A 21,340-nucleotide genomic window follows, 5' to 3' on the forward strand; every position below is an offset into this window, starting at 1 on the left:
CGCGGTCCAGATCCCCCGCCGCCTCGTAGGCGCGGGCGAGGTTGTTGCGGGAGATCAGGGTGTGAGGGTGGTCGGCGCCCAGCACCCGCTCCCGCTCGGCCAGCGTGGCCTCGTGCATCGGGATGGCGCGGTCCAGATCCCCCGCCGCCTCGTAGGCGCGGGCGAGGTTGTTGCGGGAGATCAGGGTGTGAGGGTGGTCGGCGCCCAGCACCCGCTCCCGCTCGGCCAGCGTGGCCTCGTGCATCGGGATGGCCCGGCCCAGATCCCCCGCCGCCTCGTAGGCGCGGGCGAGGTTGCCGCGGGAGGACAGGGTGGAGGGGTGGTCGCCGCCCAGCACCCGCTCACAGTCGGCCAACGTGGCCTCGTGCAGCGGGATGGCCCGGCCCAGACCTCCCGCCGCCTGGTAGGCGGAGGCCAGGTTGCTGCGGGAGGTCAAGGTGGAGGGGTGGTCGGCGCCCAGCAGTGCCTGATCTGCGGTGCTCGCGCGCTGGAGATAGTCGATCACGCGCATGACGGCACCCTGGTCGCCGAGGAAGAGCCCGGTCGAGTTGAGCAGATGGGAGATAGTCGTAGTGTCGGTGCTGGGGGGCGCGTGGTCGGCCAGGGCGGTGATGTGGGGCAGCAACATCCGCCAGATCGGCCAGCCATCCGGGTACTCGGGCCGGGCGGGCAGGGCGTCGTCGAGCAGGGTGGTGGCCTGGTCGCGGGCGGTGTCGATGTCGGCGCTGTGGCGGTGTGGGTCGCCAGGGTCGGGGGTGCGGGCGACGGCTTGGACCAGCCGGTGCACGATGATGCCTGGCCCGTCCAGGGTGATCATGTTGTAGGCGGCCAGGCTGCCCAGCGCCTGCTGCAGATCCGGCGCGGAGACGTCCAGGCTGTTCAGGAGGGCGCGGGGGATGGGCTCGGCGCCGTACCAGGCCAGGATCCGCAGCAGCTTTCCAGCCAGCGGGGTATCGGCCAGCTGGTCCAGGGTGATGCGCCAGATGCGGGCGATGGTGCGTTCGGCGTCGGAGCCGCAGGCGGCCCGGTCGTACATGACGGCCGGGTGCTCGGCCAGCAGGTCCAGGTAGGCGCGCGGGCTCAGCTGGTTTTGGTGCAGGTAGGCGGCGGCCTGCTCGATCGCCAGCGGCAGGTATCCCAGTTCGCGCATCAGCTCGACCGCCCCGTCCAAGCCCTCGGACTTGCCGGTGCCGGGGCTGCGGCTGGGGCTGGGGTGGGCAAGGTCGTGGGTGGCGATCCGGGTCAGCAGCTCGATCGCCTCCCGCTCGCCGAGCACGTTCAAGCGCAGCACCCTGGCGCCCAGCCGGTGCCAGCCCTCGCCCAGCCGGCTGGTCATCAGCACCTGCCCGGCCAGGGCCCGCTCCAGCAGCGGCGCCACATCAGCCGGATCGACGACGTCGTCGAGCACCAGCAGCCACCCATCGTGAGCGGCCAGCCAGCTGCCGGCCCGCTGCGCCAGAGCTTCCAACGGCAACGCCGTGGCCAGCTCCGGCTGCAAGGCGACCGCCAGACTGGCCAGGCCCGCTTCCACCGCCGCTGCGGAATCGGCGGTGATCCACCACACTGGATTGAGCCCCGCGCCATCACCTCCGGCCGTGCGCCCAGCGGCGTGCGCCCGCGCGTAGCGGGCGGCCAGCGTGGACTTGCCGACCCCGCCCAGCCCATGCACCGCAGCTACCACCACGTCCCCGCCGCGCAGCGCCGCCTCCAGACCCGCGAGTTCATCGCCACGCCCGACGAACACGCCGGTGTGCCGGGGCAGGTTCACCAGCCGGGGCGGCGCGGCCACCTCGGTGACCGGCCGCAGCGCCTGCACCGGCAACACCGTCTGGTGGATGCTCTGATCACGCCCCGCCTGATACACCCGGCCCTGGCCGGAAGCAGTAGCGTCCATCTGGACCTGCGGCCGCTCCTGCCCGGCCTCGCCCGGTCCAGTGGGCGAATCGTCCATCACTCGTTGATGGTCTGGTCGCGGCCGGCCTGATAGACACGGCCGTGCCCGCTGGCTTCCGCCTTCATCACCAGCGAACCGATCCGCGCCTGATCCGCCGGCTCCAGTGCGGGGGTGAGCACTTCGTCCAGAACCCGTTTGATCTCTCCCGCCAGGGATGGGTCGGCGCGCAGCAACTGCTGCAGCCGCACCCGCCAGGCCCCGGCCAGGGCCTGCTCGGTGTCGGCATCACTGTCCCTGCGGGCCTCGAGCACCTGGTCGCGGACCTCGACCAGCTCCGCCTCGACAGCTTCGGCCTGCTCAGGGCGGACCTTACGCCAGAGTGCGACCGCGCCATCACGGGCCGACTGCCAGGCATCGGTGGCCATGGCCGTAACCAGAGCTGTGCCCGCAGCCAAAACGATCGGATCCACGTTGATCCCCCTCACGGCCGACGTATGACCCCCACGGTAGAACCGGCAACAGCTCGCGACCAGCCCGGCCAGAACCTCAGATAAGCACCGCAAGTCAGTTTCCGAACTTCCGGACACCCCGCGCGTCGAGCGGTCCCTGCGCGGTAGTCCGGTCCACACCGAGCCCAGGCCGCGCGCCCTGGCGGCCAGCATGAAACTCCACACGGCCAGGAAGAATCCATCATCCCCACGCCCCCGCCTGCACGGCCACCGGGGGGCGCGGTCGGTGCGACGACCACGGTCATGAAGTCCTGGCCACTAGTTTGCGGCCGGTGTCTGGGCTAGGACTCCGGGGCCGATCCGGACACTCCGGGGACTACCAGCCCGGTCTGGTACGCCGCCGCCACCGCCTGGGCCCGGTCCCGCAGGTTCAGCTTCATCAGCACCCGCCCGAAGTGGGTCCTGATCGTGGCCTCGCTCACCGTCAGCAGTTCGGCGGCCTCGGAGTTGCTGAGGCCGAGCGCCACCAGTGCCAAGACCTCGCGTTCGCGGGCGGTGAGCCGCCGCATCTCGGCCGGGGCGGGCAGCCGCCGCGGTGGGCGGGCGGCGAACTCGTCGATCAGCCGCCGGGCGACCGCCGGGTCCAGCCACGCCTGCCCGTCGGCCAGGGCCCGGATCGCCGCCGCGAGCTCCTTCGGCGCAGCGTCCTTGAGCAGAAACCCGGACGCGCCGGCCCGCAGCGATGCGTACACGGCCTCGTCTACGTGGTACGTGGTGAGGATGAGGACGCTGACAACCACGTCGTCGCAGAACCCGTCCGCGGTGATCCGCCCGGTCGCGGCGACACCGTCGACATCCGGCATGCGGACGTCCATAACGACGACGTGGGGGCGCAGGCGGCGGGTCTCCTCGACCGCCTCCTCGCCGCCTCCGGCCTCTCCCACGATCTCAATGTCTGGTTCGGCGGCGAGCAGCATCGCCAGCCCCGACCGCACCAGCCGCTGATCATCGGCGAGCAGCACCCGGATCACGGCGTCTCCACCTGTGCTTGGCGGTCCGCGGTGGGCAGCGCCGCCGACAGCCTGAACCCGCCGTCGTCCGTCGGGCTGGTCTCGAAGCGGCCGCCCGCGACCGCGACGCGCTCGGCAAGCCCCACGAGGCCGTGCCCCGTCGACAACCCGCCGCCACCCGCAGGCGGGTGGAGGGCGGGACCGTTGGTGATCTCCACGGACAGTTCGCGCCCCCACCGCAGCCGCACGGTGACCGCCGTGCCGGGGGCGTGCCTGGCGGTGTTGGTGAGGCCCTCCTGGACGATGCGATAGGCGGTCGTGCTCACGCTCGGATCGAGCGGCGCCTGCTCGCCTTCGACGACGAAGCCTACCTCTGCCCCCGTCGCCCGGACTCCGGTCAGGAGCTGGTCGAGCGCGTCCAGGCCCGGCCTAGCCTGGCCGTGCTCCCCGTCGTCACCCGGGCGGAGGACGGCCAGCAGCCGCCGCAGCTCAGCCACGGCCTGTCCGCCGAGCTCCTCGATCTGTCGCAGCGCTTCCTCAGCCCTGGTCGGGGCGTTGTGGAGTACGCGCCGCCCTCCGGCCGCCTGCAGGATCATCAGCGTGACCGCGTGCGCGACGATGTCGTGCAGCTCGCGGGCCAGTCGCACCCGTTCCGCCGCGGCCGCCGCCTCGGCATCGACCGCGCGCCGCCGGTCGAGTTCGGCCACCTTGGCGCGGCTGGCGCTCACCCAGCGGCCGACTCCCCACGTGCTCACGTTGGCCAGCGGCAGGATCACCCCCGCCACGATCAGCGCCTGCTCGGCCAGCCCGGCGGGCGCGGTGCGCACCTCCTCGGCCACCGCGAAGCCCATGGGCAGCAATGTGGCCGCCAGGGCCATGGCCGCGTCGCGGGCCGGGCGGTGGGCGGCGACCGTGAGGAGGGCCAGTAGCAGGCCGAGCGTGGGCCGGTAGCCGGGCGGGAGCTGGGTGAGCAGCGGCACCATGCCGTGCACCCACATGATCGCGAACACGGGGACGGGCCACCGCCGCCGCCAGGCCAGCGCGGCGTACGCGGGCGCCGCGTAGGCGACGGGGAGGAAGTTCGGCCCCCACGGGGCGAGCAGTTGTGAGAAGACCACCAGGTCCAGCGCGGCCAGCGCGACGGCGGTGAGCACGTCGGCTGGCGGCGGCCGGATCATCTCGGCCCGAGGTGCGGGCGGCATGGCTCGCACAAGGGGGTAATGTAGCACACCCAGTTGCCGATCTGGCCCGGATCTCTGAGGTCGTGCAGCCGCGGCCGTACCGCGAAGGCCGCGGTCTCGGCGTGCGCCAGCCGCTGGGAGAAGCCGGGGGGTGGCACGCGCGGAGTGTCCGGCGGTGTGAGCTCGGCCTGTATCACCGCGTCCCACACGTCAGCGTGCTGTTCGAACGCGGTCCTCAGCCGGCACCCATCCACCGGTCCCCACGTGGTGAAGCGCGAGGGCGCGGACAGCAGGACCGTCGCGGGCCCCGCCTCCCTCAGCAGGTCCAGACCGGCCGGGCGGTGGCGCTCGACGGCCGCGCCGGGGCGCAGCGGCCACGAAGCGATCACCACCTCGAAACGGGGATGTTCGCCGAGCAGTTCTTCGGGGGGCTGGGGGACGAGCACCGTATCGGGCGAGAGCAGCACGCCGGTGGTGAGGTCGTCGTCCGGGTCGTATCGCTCACGGGTGAAGCGGCGAATAACGACGATGGCGTTCTCCGGCATAGCGGGCCCCCTGGGCGGCAGACCTCCTGAAGTTAAACCGGTGCCGCCGTTTTGTGAATGACCCCCGGGGACGAACGGCGCGCCACCGCGTGGGGTGGCGCGCCGTCGTTTCGTCACGGCTGACTGAAGTGGTCCCTGCTGCACAGGAACTGTACGTTCTTCCCCAGGTGTGTGGGCACGTCGATGATCAGCGTGGTCACGTAGCTGGCGAAGCCGAGGGGGCCGGCCTTCCAGAAGTCCAGCTTGAGTGTGCCTGACTGGGCGTCTATCGGCGTCAGGTCCACCGTGGCGGTCTTGGTGTCGTTGGCCACGCTGAGCGTGCGGATGTTGAACCAGGAGCCGAAGAGGCTGGTGGACACCTCGATCCGCTTCCACCACGTCAGGTGCTGGGCCATGGTGAGCTGCAGGGTGAGGACACCCGGGCCCTTCGCGCCCGGCGTGATCAGCCAGTGCCACCGGTCCCAGCCGTTGTCGACGAACGTGCCCATCCCCTCTAACTGCGCCTCGACCCGGTCGTCGTAGCGGAGCTGGTCCGCCAGTGTGACGGGGGCGGCGTAGTTGGCCGGTTCGGGCTTGTCGGAGATCTCGAAGGCTTGCTCTGACATGATTTTCCTTCCATGGATCAGGTGAAAATGGTGATGTCCAGTGCGGACAGCACCGTGGACATCGGGCTGCAGATCGAGTGCCGCCGTCCTCCGGCGAAGAGCAGCCCGGCCGGGTTGCGCGCCGAGTCCCAGGTCCACACGCACGACCCGGAGTCGCCGCCGCGGCTGAACAACGTGTCCGTGCCCTCGACGGTGAACTGGCCCGCGAAGAACGCGGCACGCCCGTCGTAGCCGACGGTCGCGGAGACGCCGACGGCGGTGACCCGCCCCTGCGTGATCTGCGTGGTACGCCCGCTCTTGCCGACGACCATCCCGAGCTGAGGCGCGACCACCTGCCCGCCCAGGGGGAAGTAGGCCGCCGCACCGCCCACGATCTGGGCCGCCTCCGCGCGGACGAGCCCGGGATGGCACCACGCCGTGGCGCAGTCCACATGGTTGACACCGCCACCGAACAGGAGCGGCACGTAGCGTTCCAGCAACGCGATCTCGTCGGCCGGGTGCATGCCGCCGTCAGACCTGCCCGGCTGGATGATCGGGTCGCCGAACTTGGCTGCGTTCGCGGCGGCGAGCACGTGGTTGTTGCTCAGGAGCAGGAGCCGACCGTTGCGTGGTGGGGCGTTGCCGATGGCCAGGCAGCCGATCGTGCCCACAGTGACCTCTACGTGGCCCGTGGACAGGCCATATGGGGCCGAACGTTCCCTGAAGCGGTGCGGCTGGCGATCGAAGAAGCCGTTGTGCCGCACCGACAGGGGAACGTCCCGCACCGATCGCATGCCCGCACCGTCTGCGAGTGCCTCGCGCAACATCTTGGCGCCGACGGGTTCGGCGACGAACACGGTGAGCACGGGCTCGCCCGGCACGCGCTGACCGGGCTCGCCCAGACCGATCCCGACCGCCTGCACATTGTCCCGATGCACGTCGTCCCGCTGTGCGTTGTCCTGCAGTGCGTCGAGCGGCGCGACCGGCCACGGCGCATCGCTGGAGGAACGCTCCACGAGGAGCTGTTCGAGCTCGTTGCGCGCGTCCAGCAGCGGCACGGGCAGCCCGCCCAGCATCGGCGCGGCGGCCGAGAAGGCGGCTGCGCCGAACGGTCCGCTCGCCGGCGGCTCATAGGGGAGGGCAGCCTCTTCCCCCATCTCTGCTGAGGGCAGCGCGAAACCGGAGGGCGGCCTAGGTTCCATGACCTTCTCCAGACTCCGGAGCGATCCTGACCTCTCGATGCTCCGCGAATCCCGCCCCCGGATCGTCAGCCGCTCACCCGACATTCTGCCTACGCTCAGATACGGACGTCCACCACCGCTCTACGCGCCCGGTGGCAGGAGCGGGGTCAGGTGGGCAGGCCACACGGGTACGCCCCTTCGATGGCAGACGTCGCCGGCGACATGAACCATCCATGCCAGGTACAGCCGAAACACGTGAGCGTCGACGCTCACCGGCCAGGTACACGGCCGCCGACCGGGACCAGGACCAGAAGCCCGCCGCATCACCTCGCCGTCAGCCTCCTGGAACGGGTAAGCGTCGGCGCTCACCGAAGAAGTGAGCGCCGACGCTCACCCCTCCCTCCTCTTACCGACCAGGCCGCGCCAGAGCGTGGGGGAACCGGTGGACGGGCGCCATCGCACGAAGGCCTATCGCAGATAAGTAAGGGGCGCTACCAACGCCGCGGCGGGGTGTTCACGCAGGACGGCACCCCTCGGCGTCGCAGATAATGGCTCACTATCTGCGATAGAGGAAGGCGGGTGGGGTGAACCCGGCGTAGGCATCGCGCGTCTCCTGTACCTCACCCCTTCGACCCGCGGGAGCGTCAGCGTGGACGTGCAGCAGATACGGGACAAGGCCGAAAAGGCACTCGCGCACGTCGGGTTCACCGTCCGGGAAAACGATGATGAGCCCGCCACAGATCCCCAGCCCGGTGGTGCGTGCCTGTTCGTCCAGCAGGGCAGGGTCCGTCTGTACCTGACGCCCGCCGAGCCGAGTTGGGAAGCGGCGGACGTTGCGGCGCGAACTCTTGCCGGCGCGAACCTGCGCGTCGTTCCGGTTGGCGCGGATCCCGCCGAATCGGAGGTGAGGTCCGCGTACGTGCTGCTCGGCGGCACCGGGGAGATCGTCGAAGGTCGGGAGCCCCGCCTCGGGCCGCTCGGCGAGGGCTGGCGGGATCAGCATCAGCGGATGCTGCGCAGCCACGTCCGCCTCGCGGAGGCCGCCTCGGGAGCGATGAGCGGAGGGTCTGACGAAGCTCGTGACCGTCTGTTCCACTTCTTCCAGGACGCCTACCACCTCAAGGACTGGCTGAAGAACGACGACGATCCGCGTATACCGCCCAACGGCGACGTTGAGGCGCTCTTCACCAACCCGCAGCGGAGTATTGCGGTTCTTCGCTTGGCCGCCGACCTCTGCAATGGCGTCAAGCACCGCAAGCTGCGGGCCGGGACCAGCAAGACCGGCGATGACAGCACCAGGATCAGCAACCAGAGCGTCTCGATCTTCCTGGGTTCCCCCGTCATCGCGGAACACCAGTGGTATGTGACCTCCGGGGGTCAGAAGTACGACGTCGTCGAGCTGGCCGACGACATCGTGGAGGCATGGAACGCCTGGTTGACGGCGCGGAAACTGCTGTGAGCGGGTGCACGTGGATCGGTGGAAGGCTGATCTCCTACTCCGGTCGATCAACGGCCTCGCTGGCGCACGTGATGAACAACTGACTCGCACGCGCGCCGGGCGGCTGGGAATCTGAGGAGATGACGTTGAAGGCGTGGCGCTGGGTTCTATTTCCCCGTCTCCACTGGCGTACGTACAGGCTGCTGTCGGCCTGCGGGGAGACCATGGACTATCGCACCACGTGGGGCTTGATCGTGATCAGCGCAGGGAAGCATCCGGCGGGCCTCTTCCCCTGGGTCAGCGACGAACAGGCCGCGGCCGCCGGCGTCGTCACCGATGACTGGAACGCGATCTCGGATTCCGAGAAGTGGTGGCGGGTGGTGTGGCTTGCGCGCGAAGGCGGCAAGACCCCGATTCAGCTCCTTGGCGTCAGCGAGCAGGAAATCAAAGCCGCTGGCCTGCGAGTTATCGACTGGGACGTGCCGATGCCGCTGCCCACGCTTCCTGGACGCCCGCCGCGGCGTCGGCGGCGGTGGGCGTAGCCGAGAACCGCTGACCATGCGGAGCTGCATGGGGCGGGGGCCACTCCAGCTCAGCGCGGGGAAGGCCTCACTCGAGGTCGGCGGCCAGCAGTGGATGCCGGCGATGGAAGCCTCGAGTGCGGCCGCGGCTGCCACCTCCACCCTCGGCGCTACGTGCGTGTAGACGTCACGGTTGAGCTATCCGCCCGGTTCGGTCGTGTAGAGAGCCGCTTGGTCACGCGTAAGGACCAGTCCGTCAGGTGTCCTGAGGACGGAACCCGTCGATGCCGGCCGCGACCGGGTCGGGGGCGGGCGCGAGGTACTCGGCGACGGCCCGGCGGCACCAGGCGGTCACGTTGGGGGCCCGCTCGGCTTCGATCTCGCTGTCGAGCTGGGCGCCTGCGATGCGCTGGCGCTCGGCGTCGGCAGGCGGCAGGTGGCGGGCGGTGAGGTCGTCCAGGGCGTGGCGGAGCGCGGTGCGCTCAGGGCCCTTGGGCAGGGCGCACCGGGCTGAGCTGGGGATCGTCCGCACTCCGACGCGGATCAGGTGAGGGACAGGTCCTTGCGGGCCTGTTCCAGATCGGTGGCCCAGATCCACAGCCGCTGGGATGGCGGCACCTGGTGATAGCCGAACAGGCCGACCTCGGTCAGGGTGCGCAGGTCCACGCACACCCGCTGGTAGGCCTCCGCGATCGCGTCGGCAGGATTGTCCAGGTCGCGGGCGCCAAGTTTGATGCAGGCCCGGTACTCGTAGCCGAGCAGCAGGTCGGAGCCGAACTGCGCCCACGCGCCGCGCTGCTCCTGCCAAGCCGTCTCCGCCTCCTGAATCATCAGGTTCAGGTCGGCGGGGCGGGGGATGGACGGGTAAATGATGAAGGTGGCGGCCCAGCCGAGCGCGACCATGTCGAGGTTGAAGGTGCGCCGGTCGGGGTGGTCGCGCGGCGGCAGCGGGTCGGAAGCGGTGCCGGCGAACCACGGCGCGGTGTAGGCCAGGAGCCTGCCGTTCTTCTCCACCAGTTCGCCGGTGGCGATGACCGCCATCCGGCGCTGGGAGCCGTTCGGCCGCGTCAGCCGGGTGGTCACCATGCTTGTGTGCGCTTCGGCGGCCAGCTTGCCGGCGCTCAGGTGCCGTTGGGCGGCGTCGGGGGTGATGCGCGCGATGAGGTACTCGCGCAGGTCCTCCGGTAGGGCGTCGTAGGTGCCGTCCTGCAGGCGTTCCTTGGCCCGGTCGAGCGTGGCCTGGGCGGTGGGCGGGTTGCCGCCGACCTGGCTTTCCGGGGTGTCGATGGACACCATCCGGATCGACATCTCGATCGTCGGGGTGTCGCCGTCGGTCACCTTGAGAAAGCGGTAGTCGTTGGCCGGACGGCTGGGGCCGACGAACCCGAGATCTACCATTACTGCACTCCCGCACGATCAAGACGAAGGCCCGCGTGACCCGCAGTACAACATCGCAGCCGATCAGCTTTCCGTTGCGGCTGACACGCCGAACCCCCCGGAGCGCTGGAAGCTCCGGCCGTCGGGCCGCGTGCGATCACGGCACGGCCGTCGGCGACCGTCCCGCGAACGACGTTTTAGGGACGGGCTTGGAAGAGAGGAACCCCCCGGTCCGGGGCCGGGGGTTCCGAGTCGTCAGCAGGACCGTCAGCAGTCGTCGGCCTGGAGGTCGGCCACGATGAGGTCCTCCAGTTCGTCGGCGAGCGGCCAGCGCGGTCCCTCCTTCGTCGTGGTCGGCTTGCGGCCGGTGACGCACTCCTTGATCGCCTGGACCGCGTCGCGGATGTCGGCGATGTCGTCGAGGGGGAGCGGCACCCGGTTGTGGTCGATCCAGCCCGCGCGTAGCGGGTCCCAGATGACCGTCACCCCATCCGGCGTCCAGTGTTGCGCCACCGAGGGGTTGTCCGCGCGGAAGCTCCAGTACGTGCCGGGGCCGTCCTCGCTGTTGGCGCCCGTCCACTCGTGGCTGTCGGGCACCACGGCCGACTCCACGAGGTTCGATGTGATGTTGTCGATGTAGTTGGCGAGGCAGTCGTCCAGCGTGAGCTCTGCCGGTTCGCGGGTCAGGGCCCGCGCCGCGGCGTTGTACGCCTCGCCGGTCCGCGCCTGGCGTGCGCGGATCTCCTTCTTGCTTTACTGAACTACTGGCGCTGCCCCCGAGGATCTGCGACCTGTTCGGCCTAGCGTCAATAGCGATCTTCGCTGCTTACACGCCCACGAGATGAGGCCTGAACATCTAAGTTCGCCTCGTGACTGGTGTGTAGATTTACCTCGATTTACCCGGCAAATGATCACTAGGTCTAGGGGACCTGACCACCCCGTGGTCAGCCCACCGCCGGGCGGATCATCAACCCTGTGGCTTGGGGAAAGTGCCGATCTGCTGTCCGGTTTTGGTCAGCATCAGCTCAGCCCATGCCCCTCGCTCAGGCATATCCACACAGCTACAGTGGGCGCAACGGGTCCATGCCTGGGGCTCCCCGAACGCACGGGAGGCCCCCGATGGCCGACAGTGCAGCACAGCCTGGCATCGCTATTCTCGCATTAACCACGCGCCGCCCACCGGACCGGGCGCGAGGCAACGGCGTTGTGCACCTCGAGCTGACGCTGCCAGCCGCGGTGGCAGCACAACTCGCCCTCGACGATGCCAGCCAGCGTCCCCGGCTCACACCGCGGGAGGCAGCCCGTCTGTTGTGGAGTTCGCCGGCCGCAGCCCATCTCGACGGCAGCGACGACGGCTGGCACGGCATCGCGCACGTGCCAATGCTGCTCGACGCCGTGCACCGGTTGCGTGGCCTGCCGACGGATAAATGGCCAGGCAACCAACAGCAGCTACGGGCGTTCACGGTCAGCGGCAGTCAACCCGCTATCACGGCGACGGGACTCCTCACCGCGCTGCGCCGGAACGCCACAATTGAACATCTCAACGATGTGTTCCTGATCCTGAAGTACGCAGCGGTGGGGCGGCGTCGGCGATTAGGCGACGCGGCGGATGTGTACCGGCTGGCCCGGACCATCGTCGGACCGGCCGCCAGTCTGGGCAAGGTCGAGCAGGTACGCGCGTGGCTGAAAGCACCGCTAATCGTGCCTCGGATTCTGGCCGGCCCACAGCGGCAGCGGCCGCCGGGCCCGCCGCCCGGTGCTACCGACGCAGATGGCACTGGTGAGTCGCGTGACCTGGTGATCCCTGTGATCGATCTGGAAACCGCCGCGGCGCGAGCCGCGATCGCGGCGACGCAGCGCCTGCTGGCCGCCATCGACCGGGTGGGCGAGGCGGTAACGTCGCTGCGCCGGCTCACTCAGGCCGTGACGCCGCCTGGGTGGCCCGACCCGCCGGTAGCCGGATCGTGGACCGGCCGATCCGCAACAACCTCTGGGACGGCGGCCCCCGACTCCGGGAGTGCCACGCCCGTCGGGGGGTTCGCCGCCGCTGGCCGTAGCGGCGCTTCCCTCACCGATCCCACGGTGGAGCATGGCTGGGGTGAGGGCTTGCTGGCAGCTCCAGATCTGCAGGTATCTGAGAATGCCGTGGCGGAGTCCGTCGTGGCGGCGGCCGTTGCAGCCGCTGCAGCTGGCCCGGCCGCCGCAGCACGCGCGATCACCCGGCTTCAGGCGCAGCAGCGCGCGCTCCTTGCTCGGCTGTATCGACAGCAGCCTCGGAGACAAGCCGGGACGGTGCGCACCTTGATCGCGGGTAACCCCGTGCTCATCGACGTGGTCCAGGCGGACGCGCGGGTCCGGCGGCGGCGTGCGCAGCTCGCCGCCGCCCTCGCCGAGCAACTGCCGCAGGACCTGCACGCCCGTCTGAAGGCCCTGAACGTACCGTGGGAAGACCTGTGGTTCTGGCCGGACCTGCTCAGAGCCAACAGCCGGTCTCCGAGCTATCTCGAACCGGCCGGGCGTAGTGATCTACTGCTAATACGGCAGACGACCACGGGGTACCGGCGCGCCGAGATCTCCTACATTGAAAACGTCCTGATCGGGGAGTGCCGGACGCGGGAGCACACCGACCGGATCCTCAACCGTCAAGAGACGTTCGTCGCCTTGGAGCAGGAGAGCGAAGAGTCCCGCGACCTGCAGACCACCGACCGCGCCGAGCTGGCCCGTGAAGTCAGCGAGGTGGTTCGGGAGGACCTGCGTGCGGAGGGCAGCGTGCAGGTCACCAGCCGCGGGGCGACGAAGATAGTGGCCGAAGCGTCGGTCTCGTTCGACCAGTCGACCGAAGTGGCGGCCCGCACCGCTGAGCAGTACGCGCGCGAAACGATCGAGCGGGCGGTACGCCGCACGGTCGAACGGGTCCGCCGCGAGACGCGCTCGTTGTTCGAGCGGGAAACGACTGAACGGAACCAACACGGGTTCCAGCTCGACGGCACCGCGCCCGATCACGTCAGTGGCGTCTACCAGTACTTGGTGCAGGTCAGCCGCGCGAAGATCTTCTCATACGGAGAACGAGAACTATACGACCTGCTCGTACCGGAGCCCGCCGCGCTGATCTGGCACCTCGCCGTCACCCGCACCGACCTGCACGTGCCGGTGGAACGCCCGGACGCGAACCTGTTCGCGTCGCTCACCCTCGACAACATCGCCGACCATCGAGAGGAAGTCATCCGGTCATTCGGCGTGTTCGACCTCCCGGAGCTGCCGCCGCAGTTCCGGCTTCTGTCCGCAGTGTTCACAGCAACCGGCGGCGGCGACGGCGCCCACTACGCCAACAGCAAAGACCTGCAGATCCCCGACGGATACGGCGTCGAAAGCGCCCGGCTGGCGGTGTCCGCCGAGACCGAGGGCGACGAGGACTACACCCCCAACGGCGGAGCGGTTGTCGGCGGCGGCGTGCACCTGTGGGACACACCGCTGCAGGGCAACGCGGGCTCCCACACCCACGAGTTCGACTTCATCCCACTGCTGCCCGGCCCATCGCTACTGATCGCTTTCAATGCCGACAACTACCGCAGCCTGATCGCCAGCGTAACCGTGCGACTGCGTCTGACCGACCAGGGTCAGCGCGCCTGGGCGCTCGAAGCGTACGCCCGCGTCGCCGACCGATACCAGCAGATGAGCCGCGAGTACGAACAGGCGATCATCCAGGCCACCGCCGCGCAACCCGAAGAGCTGATCACCCTGCCGGAGGGTTCCCGACTCCGACTGCAGCAGATTGTGCGAACCGAAGTACAGCGTTCAGTGATCGACATCATGCGCAACGCGGCCGTGGACTTTGACCTGATCGCCGACCACTGGTTCGCAGACGCGGGAGAGCGGATCGCGCATCCGACCGCGGACCTAGGCGCGCTTGGGTCGGTCGAGCCGGAGGTGCGGTTCCTGCAGCAGGCATTCGAATGGGAGCACATGTCGTGGGTCATGTATCCATACTTTTGGGGGCGGCGCACCGAGTGGACCCGCACCGTCGTGCAAGCGCATCCGGACCCCGACTTCGCAGCATTCCTCGACGCCGGAGCCGCGCGTGTCCAGGTGCCGGTCCGTCTCGGCTTCGAGCACCTTGTCAAGCACTTCATGGAGACCAGCGAGCCGTACGACGGCGGCGACATGCCCATGACCGGCGAGCCCGGGTATGTCACGTTCATCGACGAGCAGTTGACCGCGCTCGGCGCACCGGGTGCGGAGGTGCCGTGGCCGCCAGGCGCTGCCCGGGAATGGGACGTCGTCGCGCCGACGTCGCTACTGCTGGTCCGGCCGCAGACAATGCCGCAGCTACCCGCATGGAACCCGGCCGACGGTACGGAAACGGCATAGGCCGGACCCTATGGGCCGTCGACCGGAGCAGGAAACCCCCGGGTGGTCTCGGTGGTTGACGACGCAGGGGCGCAAACTCGCCGCTGGTGAGCTGACCCTCGTCGACGACGACACACCGACTGTGTTCCTCTTACGGCAGATGCGCGAATGCGACTTCCTCACCATGCTCGCCATCCGCCTGGCCCAGGAGGTCCCGGCGCGGTCGATGGCCCGGTCCAGGCTGCTGCCGTTTGAGCCGTTCGAGGCGTACCTATACAACATCCGCGACGCGGTGATCGGCCGGGGTAACGTGCAGGCGTGGATCAACCGTGAGTACGTTGACATGCCCGCGGCTTCGGCGGATCGGCCGTTCAATGGCACCGAAGCGATCGAGCGGATGGCGGCCCGGTTCCGACTGGCGTCGCGGCTGTCCGAGGCTGCGCACCGCAACGTGCCCGCCGAGGCTGCCGCGCAGACTCGCCCCGCTGCTGCCAGCCCTCTCGGCCCGCCAGCTCCGGCGGCCATCACTGGCGGCTTGGGCTGCCCGCCTCCACCCGCGGCGCTAGCCACCGCTTGGCTCATTCGCAACACGCCGACAAGCGGCTTGCCATCCAGCACCTGGTACGGCCAGATCGTCCACGAGCAATTGCAGACGCACTACCGGTGGGCACACCCCCAGAACTGTGTCCTGTCCGAATCCCGCCTGTCCGGCCCGTGCACCTCCGCAACCGGCGGCACGCTGCGACCCAACGCCCGGCAGTACGGCAACCTCGACGTCAAGGCGTGGGCGATGGCGATGGGAAGTTCGCGAACCGGCCAGTTCCGCCCCGACATCGCCGACCTCACCACCAACGAGGTGTGGGAGATCAAGTCACGGGGTGAGGTGGTAGAGGGTGTCAACGAGCTGTACGGCCTGTACCTGTGCCGGGTCAATCAGACGATCGCCGCGATCAACGCCGTGGCCACGGTGGTGCCAGGCGGCGGGATGCGCCCGTACCGGCCGGGGACCAGCTGGATTCCGTTCGGGCTGTACCCGGTCACGCCGACCGTGACAGCGTGGGTCCACGCCGAACTTCCGGGGATCATCTACTATGACCTGTTCGCAGTACCGCCGTTTGTCGTGCCGTACTACAGCGAGCAGTATTCCGAGCAGGAGGCTCGCGCCCGGCAACGTAGCACCGCACAACGCAGCACGCAGGAGGACGATTTCTCCCCTTGGTGGATTCCGGTGGGGGCAGCGCTGGCGCTCCTGGCGCTCGCCGCCAGCGCGCCGGCGGCGGCTGTGGCCGCCGCCGGCGTGGCCCTCATCGTCGCTGCCGACGAGGACGTCGGGAAAATATAATGGGGCCGATCCGTGCTGGCCGATGCGTTCTGAACGCCTGCACCATTTCTCCGCCTGCTCCATACCGACCTTGTTAAGAGCGCGTGCAGATTTGGGGGCGTTGTCGCGGTTGCCGTCCAGATGGAAGCTGGCCACTCCTCGGGTACTCCGGCGAGGCACCCGGCGGGAGAGTCTGTGGCGCCGGTCAGCCATGGCATCGGACGGACGGGAGACCGAGGTCGATACGACCGCGTCGGTCGAGTGAGGTGAGCTTAGCTTCGGCTGCCTCCAAACTGACGCCTAGCCCCTGGACTTCGCCGAGCCAGCCCTGTTTCTGGGCTTCGTGGACGCGCGCCCGGAGGTTGTCGATGATCTCCATCAGACGGGGACGTTGCCGGGTGTCGACCTGCAGCATCGGACACCTGATACACGCGAATTCATGGTGACAAGGGGTCGCATAGGGGCGGCCGCAGTTGCCGAGTTCGACGCGGCGCAGCAGGAAGTGCTGCTGGAACTTCGATTACGGAGACCGCGCCCGAGTCGTACGGGGCGGCGTACACCACGCCGCCGGACGGGGCCATGGCCAGCTTCCACGGCGACCCGCCCAGGTCGACCGTGGCCACCACCGTGTTGCTCACCGTATCGATCACCGACACCGAGCCGCGCGCGCGGCTCGCCGTGTAGGCGCGGGCGCCGTCGGGACTGATCACAATGTCGGACAGGTCCGCACCGCCGGTGATGGTGGCGGTCACCGCGTTGGTGACGGTGTCGATGACCGAGACCGTTCCGCCGAGGTTAGCGACGTACACCCGGCCGCCGTCCGGGGTGACCGCCACCGCGTACGGGTAGATGCCGACCTGGACGTGCGCGATCTCGGCGGCGCTCGCCGTGTCGATCACCGAGACCTTCCCGCTGAGGCGGTTGGCGGTGTAGACGCGGGTGCCGGCCGGATGGACGGCGGCCTCCATCGCCGGGCCGCTGATAGGGATGACGGCGATCACCGTGTTGGTAGCAGTGTCAATAACGTCGACGCCGTACGGGGAGTGACCGTGGTTGGCGACGTAGGCCCGGGACCCATCCGGGCTCAGCGCGACGTCGAAAGGCTGGCCGCCGACGGCGATCGTCGCGGTGATCACTTGGGTGGCGGTGTCGACCACGGCGACGGTGCCGTCGCGGTTGGCGACGTATGCGGCGGTGGTGGGGGCGGCCGCGGTGGGTGCAGCGCTAGCAGTGGCGTGCGCCGGCGCGACCAGCAGGACGCCCAGGATGGTCGGCACGACCCAGACGCGGCTTGGTGCCAGCATGGCCCCGAGTGTGCGCCCAGGAATCGCGTTCTGGAAGGGGCAGGAGAGCAGGCCGAGGATCAGGTCGGCGACCTCCACGGCCGGGTGAGGAACGGGTTGTGGTCGGCTTGCAGCTCCGCGGTACGGCTCGCGCGCCCGGCCTAGCGGTCATGAAGATGAAGAAGGTCGAGTTACCGCCAGCGGCAGGAAAGGGCGGAAAGGGCGAGGGCGCCCCGCGTCGTCGAGGATGTCGGCGTCGGTGGCGAGTTCGTCCATGAGCTGGTCGACCGCCCGGACCGACAGCGCTCGTGCCCACACTTCCCCTGACGGCCCTCCGCTCCCGAAGCTGTCCCCAGCCGCCAGGCATCCGTTACTTAGTGGTGAAGTCACCCAGCGCAACTGTCGCGAGTTCTCATCACTAGGGGGCCTGGCACCGGGCCTGACCGCTCCGGGGTTATCTCGGTTGGCAAGCGAACTAGCTGGTCAGCCGCTTGAAGGTCGCGTCAGCCCGCTGACCGCCAAGACTCACATCACCCGGCCCTGCTGAAGTCGATCGTCCGGCGACCGGGCACAGTTGACAATCCTCCGCCTACGAGACGGGTTTCGTACGGCCGGGATCCTGATGGGGTGTTGCGGTTGGCCCAGCTGACACGACTATGTCGGTATGAGGCTGCGGGCCGGGCTGTGGTGGGTGGCGTCGGTGGTGATGCCGGTCGCCGTTGCCGTGGCGGGTAACCAGATACTCAACGACGGCATCTGGAGCGGGCCCTGGATCGCCATCGCTCTGGGGCTGGCAGGGGCCGGTGCCGTGGTGGCGCAGCGGGCGAGCCGCCCGCCGCAGGCACCGACGACGCTGGACGCGGTGGCCGCCCGGCTGGCCGGGGAGGTGCACAGGCAGTGGACGGCCGAGGCGGCCTGGCGCCGCGTTCAGCCGCTGCCTTTACAGGTGCGCTGGTCGAGCACCGGACGGCCGGTCGCGGCCGGGCGGGAGGTGGTGATCGACGACGACAGCGGCGCGGGCTGGGAGCTGTTGCCGCTGACGGGGACAGCGGAGGAGATGGTCGCCGCCTTTCGTGCCCTGCCCCATCGCCAGCTGGTCGTGCTGGGCGAGCCGGGGGCGGGCAAGAGCGTGCTGGCGATGCTGCTCACCCTGGGCCTGCTGAAGGAGGCCGCGGCGGGCGGGCCCGTGCCGGTGCTGCTCCCGATCTCCTCGTGGAACCCCGCACTGGAACCGGTCGAAGAGTTCGTGATCCGGTGCTTGGGTGAGGATTACGACTTTCTGACCGTACGGGACGGCGACGGCCCGGCCTGGGCGCGGGGGCTGGTCGAGGCGGGCCGGGTGCTGCCGGTGCTCGACGGACTGGACGAGTTGCCGGTGGCGGCGTACGTACGGGCGGTGGAAGAGCTGGACGTGCTCGCCGCGGCGGGCCGACCGCTGGTCGTCACCTGCAGGAGCGAGGAGTACGAGCAGGCGATCAGGACCGGCGGCCTGGTGCTGTCCAGGGCGGCGGTCGTCGAGATCGAGCCGGTGGGCGTGGAGGAGGCCATCGCGTTCCTGTCCCATCCAGCCCCGTCCCGCGCCCGCTGGCAGCCGGTGTTCGAGCACCTGCGCGCGCAGCCCGCCGGGGTGCTGGCCACGGCGTTGTCCACGCCCTTCATGGTCTGGCTGGCCCGTGCCGCCTTCCAGGCCACGAGCACCGATCCCGACCGGCTGATCGCGATGACCGATCGGAGCGAGATCGCGGCCACGCTCATGGACGGGTTCGTCGCCGCCGAATACCGAAGCCGCCCAGCCGGGCCCCGGCGCCGCTACCGGCCGGAACGCGCGGCGCGCTGGCTGGGGCGGCTGGCCTACCAGCTGCGGGAGACCCGCCTGCGCGACTGGTGGTGGTGGCAGCTGGCAGTCAATCCCAACCCCAAGTACCCCAATCTTGCCGAGACAGGGCGGGCGATGGCGGCAATGCTCGTGGCCGGGGCGGGCCTGGTGGCGGCGGTGGGCGGTTTCGCCGGTCTGCGGGCGGCGCTGGCGGCGTGTCTGGCGATCGGGTTCGCCGCCGCCGGGACGTTCCACCTGTTATGGCCGGACACGTACCCGCCGTCCCCACGGGGGCGCTATCGCACGACGCGGGCCGACCGCACCCGCAGGCGAAGGCGCGCGGCCGCGTTCGGGATCGTGTTTGGCCTGGCTACGGGGTTTGTGGCCGACGCGTGGGCGGCGGCGTTGATCGCCGTGCCCGCCGCCACGCTGGCCACCATCGTGCTGCCGTGGGCGGCTGCGCGCACCGAACATCCCACACCTCGGCTGACCTTCCGCGCCAACCACCGCAACGCCGCCCTGGCCGCCGCGCGGCACGCCCTGATCGGCGGCCCGGCCTTCGCGCTCGGAGCCCTCGTGATCGGCCCGCCCGGACGAGTGGCCGCCGTGTCGGGGGCCGCGGCACTGGTGTACGCGGGCGCCGCGGCCTTCGGCGCCGGATGGTGGACCTGGACCAGGTTCCGGATCATCCACCTGTTCCTGGCGGCCCGCGGCAAGCTGCCCTGGCGCTTGTGGACCTTCGTCGAGGACGCGCACCAGCGCCAGATGCTGCGCCAGGCCGGATCCGCCTGGCAGTTCCGGCACGCCCTGCTCCAGGACCACCTCGCCGACGCCTACCACCTCGATCACCTGGGCGGCCGCGCCAAGCTGGCAGGTTGGCGGACCCGGCGCGAGCTGGCGCGGCTCCTTAGCGAGCGAGGCCGCATCGACGAACTGCGCGCCCGCGCGGATCAGGGCGATAGCTTCGCCCGCAGTGCCCTGGTCGGCCTCTTGCGGGAGCAGGGCAAGATCGGCGAGGCGGTTGCCATCCTGCGGGATCAGGCCGACGCGGGCAACCTGAACGCTGCCTACGGCCTGGCCTCGCTGCTGGCCGAACAGGGGCTCGTGTCCGAGCTGCGCACCAGGGCCGAAGCCGGTGACCTGTACGCGCCCCAGAAACTGGCGGACCTGCTGGAGGCACAAGGCCGGCTCGACGAGCTGCGAGCCCTGGCCGACGCCGGCGTCAAGTACGCCGCGTCCGCGCTGGGCAGACTGCTCGCCGCAACAGGACGGCACGAGGAACTGGGCACGCGCGCCGAGGCGGGCGAAGCGGGCGCCGTCGCCGCCCTGGCGAAGGTGCTGGCCGAACAGGGACGGGTCGAGGAGTTACGCGCCCTGTCCGACGCCGGCTGGCGGATGGTCGATCGCCTGCTGGCCAAGGCACTGGCCGCGCAGGACCGCGTCGAGGAGGCCGCGGCTGTCCTGCGGGCGCGCGCCGACAACGGCGATCCCGAAGCGGCCGACCAGCTGATCGACATGCTGATGGAACGGGGCCGGATCCAGACGCTGATGCCGATCCTGGAGGACTACGCGGGGGCGAGAGGCTCGATGGCCAACGTCGCGACGGCCGAACGGCTGGTCGCACTGGGACACGTCGAAGAAGCGATCACGTTCCTGGACGCCCGCGTCGACCCCTCCGGGTACGGCGTCCAGCACGTCGCCGGGAAGCTGGCCGACCTGCTCGCCACCCAGGGACGCCTGGACGAGGCGATCAACGTCCTGCGGACCCGCGTGCACCCCTTGTACAGTCCCAACGCGGACCAGCAGGTGGTCCGCCTGCTCGCCGAGCACGGACGCGTCGACGAGTTGAGGGCGCAGTCCGACGCGGGAAACTGGAGCGCCGCAGCCAGGCTGGTCAGTCTGCTGGTCGAGCGGGGGCAGACCGAGGACGCCATCGAGATCCTGCGAGAGGTCATCGCGAGGGGCAGGATGGCACCCTTCCTCCCACCGGCAGACCGGCTGGTCACACTGCTGATCGGTACCCACCTCCTGGATGAGGCGTTGACGCTGTTGCGCCAGCGGGCCGACGCCGACGACCCGTATGCCTCCAGAGAACTTGCCCGGCTCCTGGGCGTCGAGGGCCACGTGGAGGAACTGCGGGCACGTGCCGCGGCGGGAGACGCGTCCGCCGCGTCCGAGCTGGCCAGGATCTTGGACGAGCAGGGGCTGACGCAGGAACTGCGAGCGCGGGCTGACGCCGGAGACCCGTACGCGGCACGGCGCCTGGGCCGCATGACCTGAGCGAAATGTCGGAGCCGACGGCTAGGGTCCCCGGCCATGCGACCGTGACGGCATCGGCTCATCCACCAGCCACCGCATCATCGCCATCAGCTGCGCCAGGCTCGGGCTCGACC

At 69.9% G+C, this 21,340-nt stretch carries 17 protein-coding genes; 5 read left to right on the forward strand and 12 right to left on the reverse strand.

Translation table 11 applies throughout. The features are described from left to right. The 7 genes from Q9G87_RS58080 to Q9G87_RS58110 form a co-directional block, all read right to left on the reverse strand. Positions 1-1,951, reverse strand: a 1,951-nt coding sequence (locus tag Q9G87_RS58080; protein WP_305925267.1) for a tetratricopeptide repeat protein, incomplete at its 3' end; no start/stop codon positions are given. Continuing rightward, positions 1,951-2,364: a hypothetical protein gene (locus tag Q9G87_RS58085; protein ID WP_305925268.1), complete on the reverse strand. Its 414-nt coding sequence runs from the start codon at positions 2,362-2,364 to the stop codon at positions 1,951-1,953. The genes Q9G87_RS58085 and Q9G87_RS58080, both read right to left, overlap by 1 nt. Before the next feature lie 320 nt (positions 2,365-2,684). Then, on the reverse strand, positions 2,685-3,374 hold the full coding sequence (locus tag Q9G87_RS58090; RefSeq protein WP_305925269.1) for a response regulator: 690 nt from the start codon (positions 3,372-3,374) through the stop codon (positions 2,685-2,687). Further along, entirely contained in the window at positions 3,371-4,555 is a 1,185-nt protein-coding gene (locus Q9G87_RS58095) for a sensor histidine kinase (protein WP_305925270.1), read from the reverse strand. The genes Q9G87_RS58090 and Q9G87_RS58095 overlap by 4 nt, the downstream gene beginning before the upstream one ends. Further along, a complete protein-coding gene (locus tag Q9G87_RS58100; protein WP_305925271.1) occupies positions 4,528-5,079 on the reverse strand; it encodes a hypothetical protein in 552 nt (183 codons plus the stop codon). Before Q9G87_RS58100 ends, Q9G87_RS58095 begins: the two co-directional genes overlap by 28 nt. 113 nt (positions 5,080-5,192) lie before the next feature. After that, a complete protein-coding gene (locus Q9G87_RS58105; protein ID WP_305925272.1) occupies positions 5,193-5,684 on the reverse strand; it encodes a hypothetical protein in 492 nt (163 codons plus the stop codon). A 17-nt stretch (positions 5,685-5,701) separates the two neighbouring features. After that, positions 5,702-6,865 (reverse strand): chymotrypsin family serine protease, encoded by a 1,164-nt coding sequence (locus Q9G87_RS58110; protein ID WP_305925273.1) that lies wholly within the window; start codon positions 6,863-6,865, stop codon positions 5,702-5,704. A gap of 628 nt (positions 6,866-7,493) precedes the next feature. Between Q9G87_RS58110 and Q9G87_RS58115 the strand changes: the two genes are divergently transcribed. Together Q9G87_RS58115 and Q9G87_RS58120 are read left to right on the forward strand one after the other, a co-directional pair. Then, on the forward strand, positions 7,494-8,303 hold the full coding sequence (locus Q9G87_RS58115) for a hypothetical protein (protein ID WP_305925274.1): 810 nt from the start codon (positions 7,494-7,496) through the stop codon (positions 8,301-8,303). A gap of 203 nt (positions 8,304-8,506) precedes the next feature. Further along, complete coding sequence (locus Q9G87_RS58120) at positions 8,507-8,824, forward strand: hypothetical protein (RefSeq protein ID WP_305925275.1); 318 nt, start codon at positions 8,507-8,509, stop codon at positions 8,822-8,824. A 235-nt stretch (positions 8,825-9,059) separates the two neighbouring features. On the opposite strand, the gene Q9G87_RS58125 is transcribed toward Q9G87_RS58120, so the two are convergent. The 3 genes from Q9G87_RS58125 to Q9G87_RS58135 all read right to left on the reverse strand — a co-directional run bounded on the left by Q9G87_RS58125 (position 9,060) and on the right by Q9G87_RS58135 (position 10,792). Beyond that, positions 9,060-9,335 carry a hypothetical protein gene (locus Q9G87_RS58125; RefSeq protein WP_305925276.1) on the reverse strand — a complete coding sequence of 92 codons (276 nt, stop codon included), beginning with the start codon at positions 9,333-9,335 and terminating at the stop codon, positions 9,060-9,062. An 11-nt stretch (positions 9,336-9,346) separates the two neighbouring features. Beyond that, positions 9,347-10,201, reverse strand: a complete 855-nt coding sequence (locus tag Q9G87_RS58130; protein ID WP_305925277.1) for a hypothetical protein — start codon at positions 10,199-10,201, stop codon at positions 9,347-9,349. A 246-nt stretch (positions 10,202-10,447) separates the two neighbouring features. Beyond that, entirely contained in the window at positions 10,448-10,792 is a 345-nt protein-coding gene (locus tag Q9G87_RS58135; RefSeq protein ID WP_305925278.1) for a hypothetical protein, read from the reverse strand. Between the two features lie 507 nt (positions 10,793-11,299). On the opposite strand from Q9G87_RS58135, the gene Q9G87_RS58140 reads away from it, so the two are divergent. Continuing rightward, a complete protein-coding gene (locus Q9G87_RS58140; protein ID WP_305925279.1) occupies positions 11,300-14,548 on the forward strand; it encodes a hypothetical protein in 3,249 nt (1,082 codons plus the stop codon). Positions 14,549-14,603: 55 nt separating this feature from the next. Next, a complete protein-coding gene (locus Q9G87_RS58145; RefSeq protein ID WP_305925280.1) occupies positions 14,604-15,869 on the forward strand; it encodes a hypothetical protein in 1,266 nt (421 codons plus the stop codon). Positions 15,870-16,053: 184 nt separating this feature from the next. On the opposite strand, the gene Q9G87_RS58150 is transcribed toward Q9G87_RS58145, so the two are convergent. Together Q9G87_RS58150 and Q9G87_RS58155 are read right to left on the reverse strand one after the other, a co-directional pair. Then, complete coding sequence (locus tag Q9G87_RS58150) at positions 16,054-16,263, reverse strand: hypothetical protein (RefSeq protein ID WP_305925281.1); 210 nt, start codon at positions 16,261-16,263, stop codon at positions 16,054-16,056. A 22-nt stretch (positions 16,264-16,285) separates the two neighbouring features. Next, on the reverse strand, positions 16,286-17,152 hold the full coding sequence (locus Q9G87_RS58155) for a YncE family protein (RefSeq protein WP_305925282.1): 867 nt from the start codon (positions 17,150-17,152) through the stop codon (positions 16,286-16,288). A gap of 643 nt (positions 17,153-17,795) precedes the next feature. On the opposite strand from Q9G87_RS58155, the gene Q9G87_RS58160 reads away from it, so the two are divergent. Continuing rightward, positions 17,796-21,227, forward strand: a complete 3,432-nt coding sequence (locus tag Q9G87_RS58160; RefSeq protein ID WP_305925283.1) for a hypothetical protein — start codon at positions 17,796-17,798, stop codon at positions 21,225-21,227. The last annotated feature ends 113 nt before the right edge of the window (positions 21,228-21,340 follow it).

The sequence above is a fragment of the Nonomuraea turcica genome (assembly GCF_030718205.1).
Taxonomy (GTDB): domain Bacteria; phylum Actinomycetota; class Actinomycetes; order Streptosporangiales; family Streptosporangiaceae; genus Nonomuraea.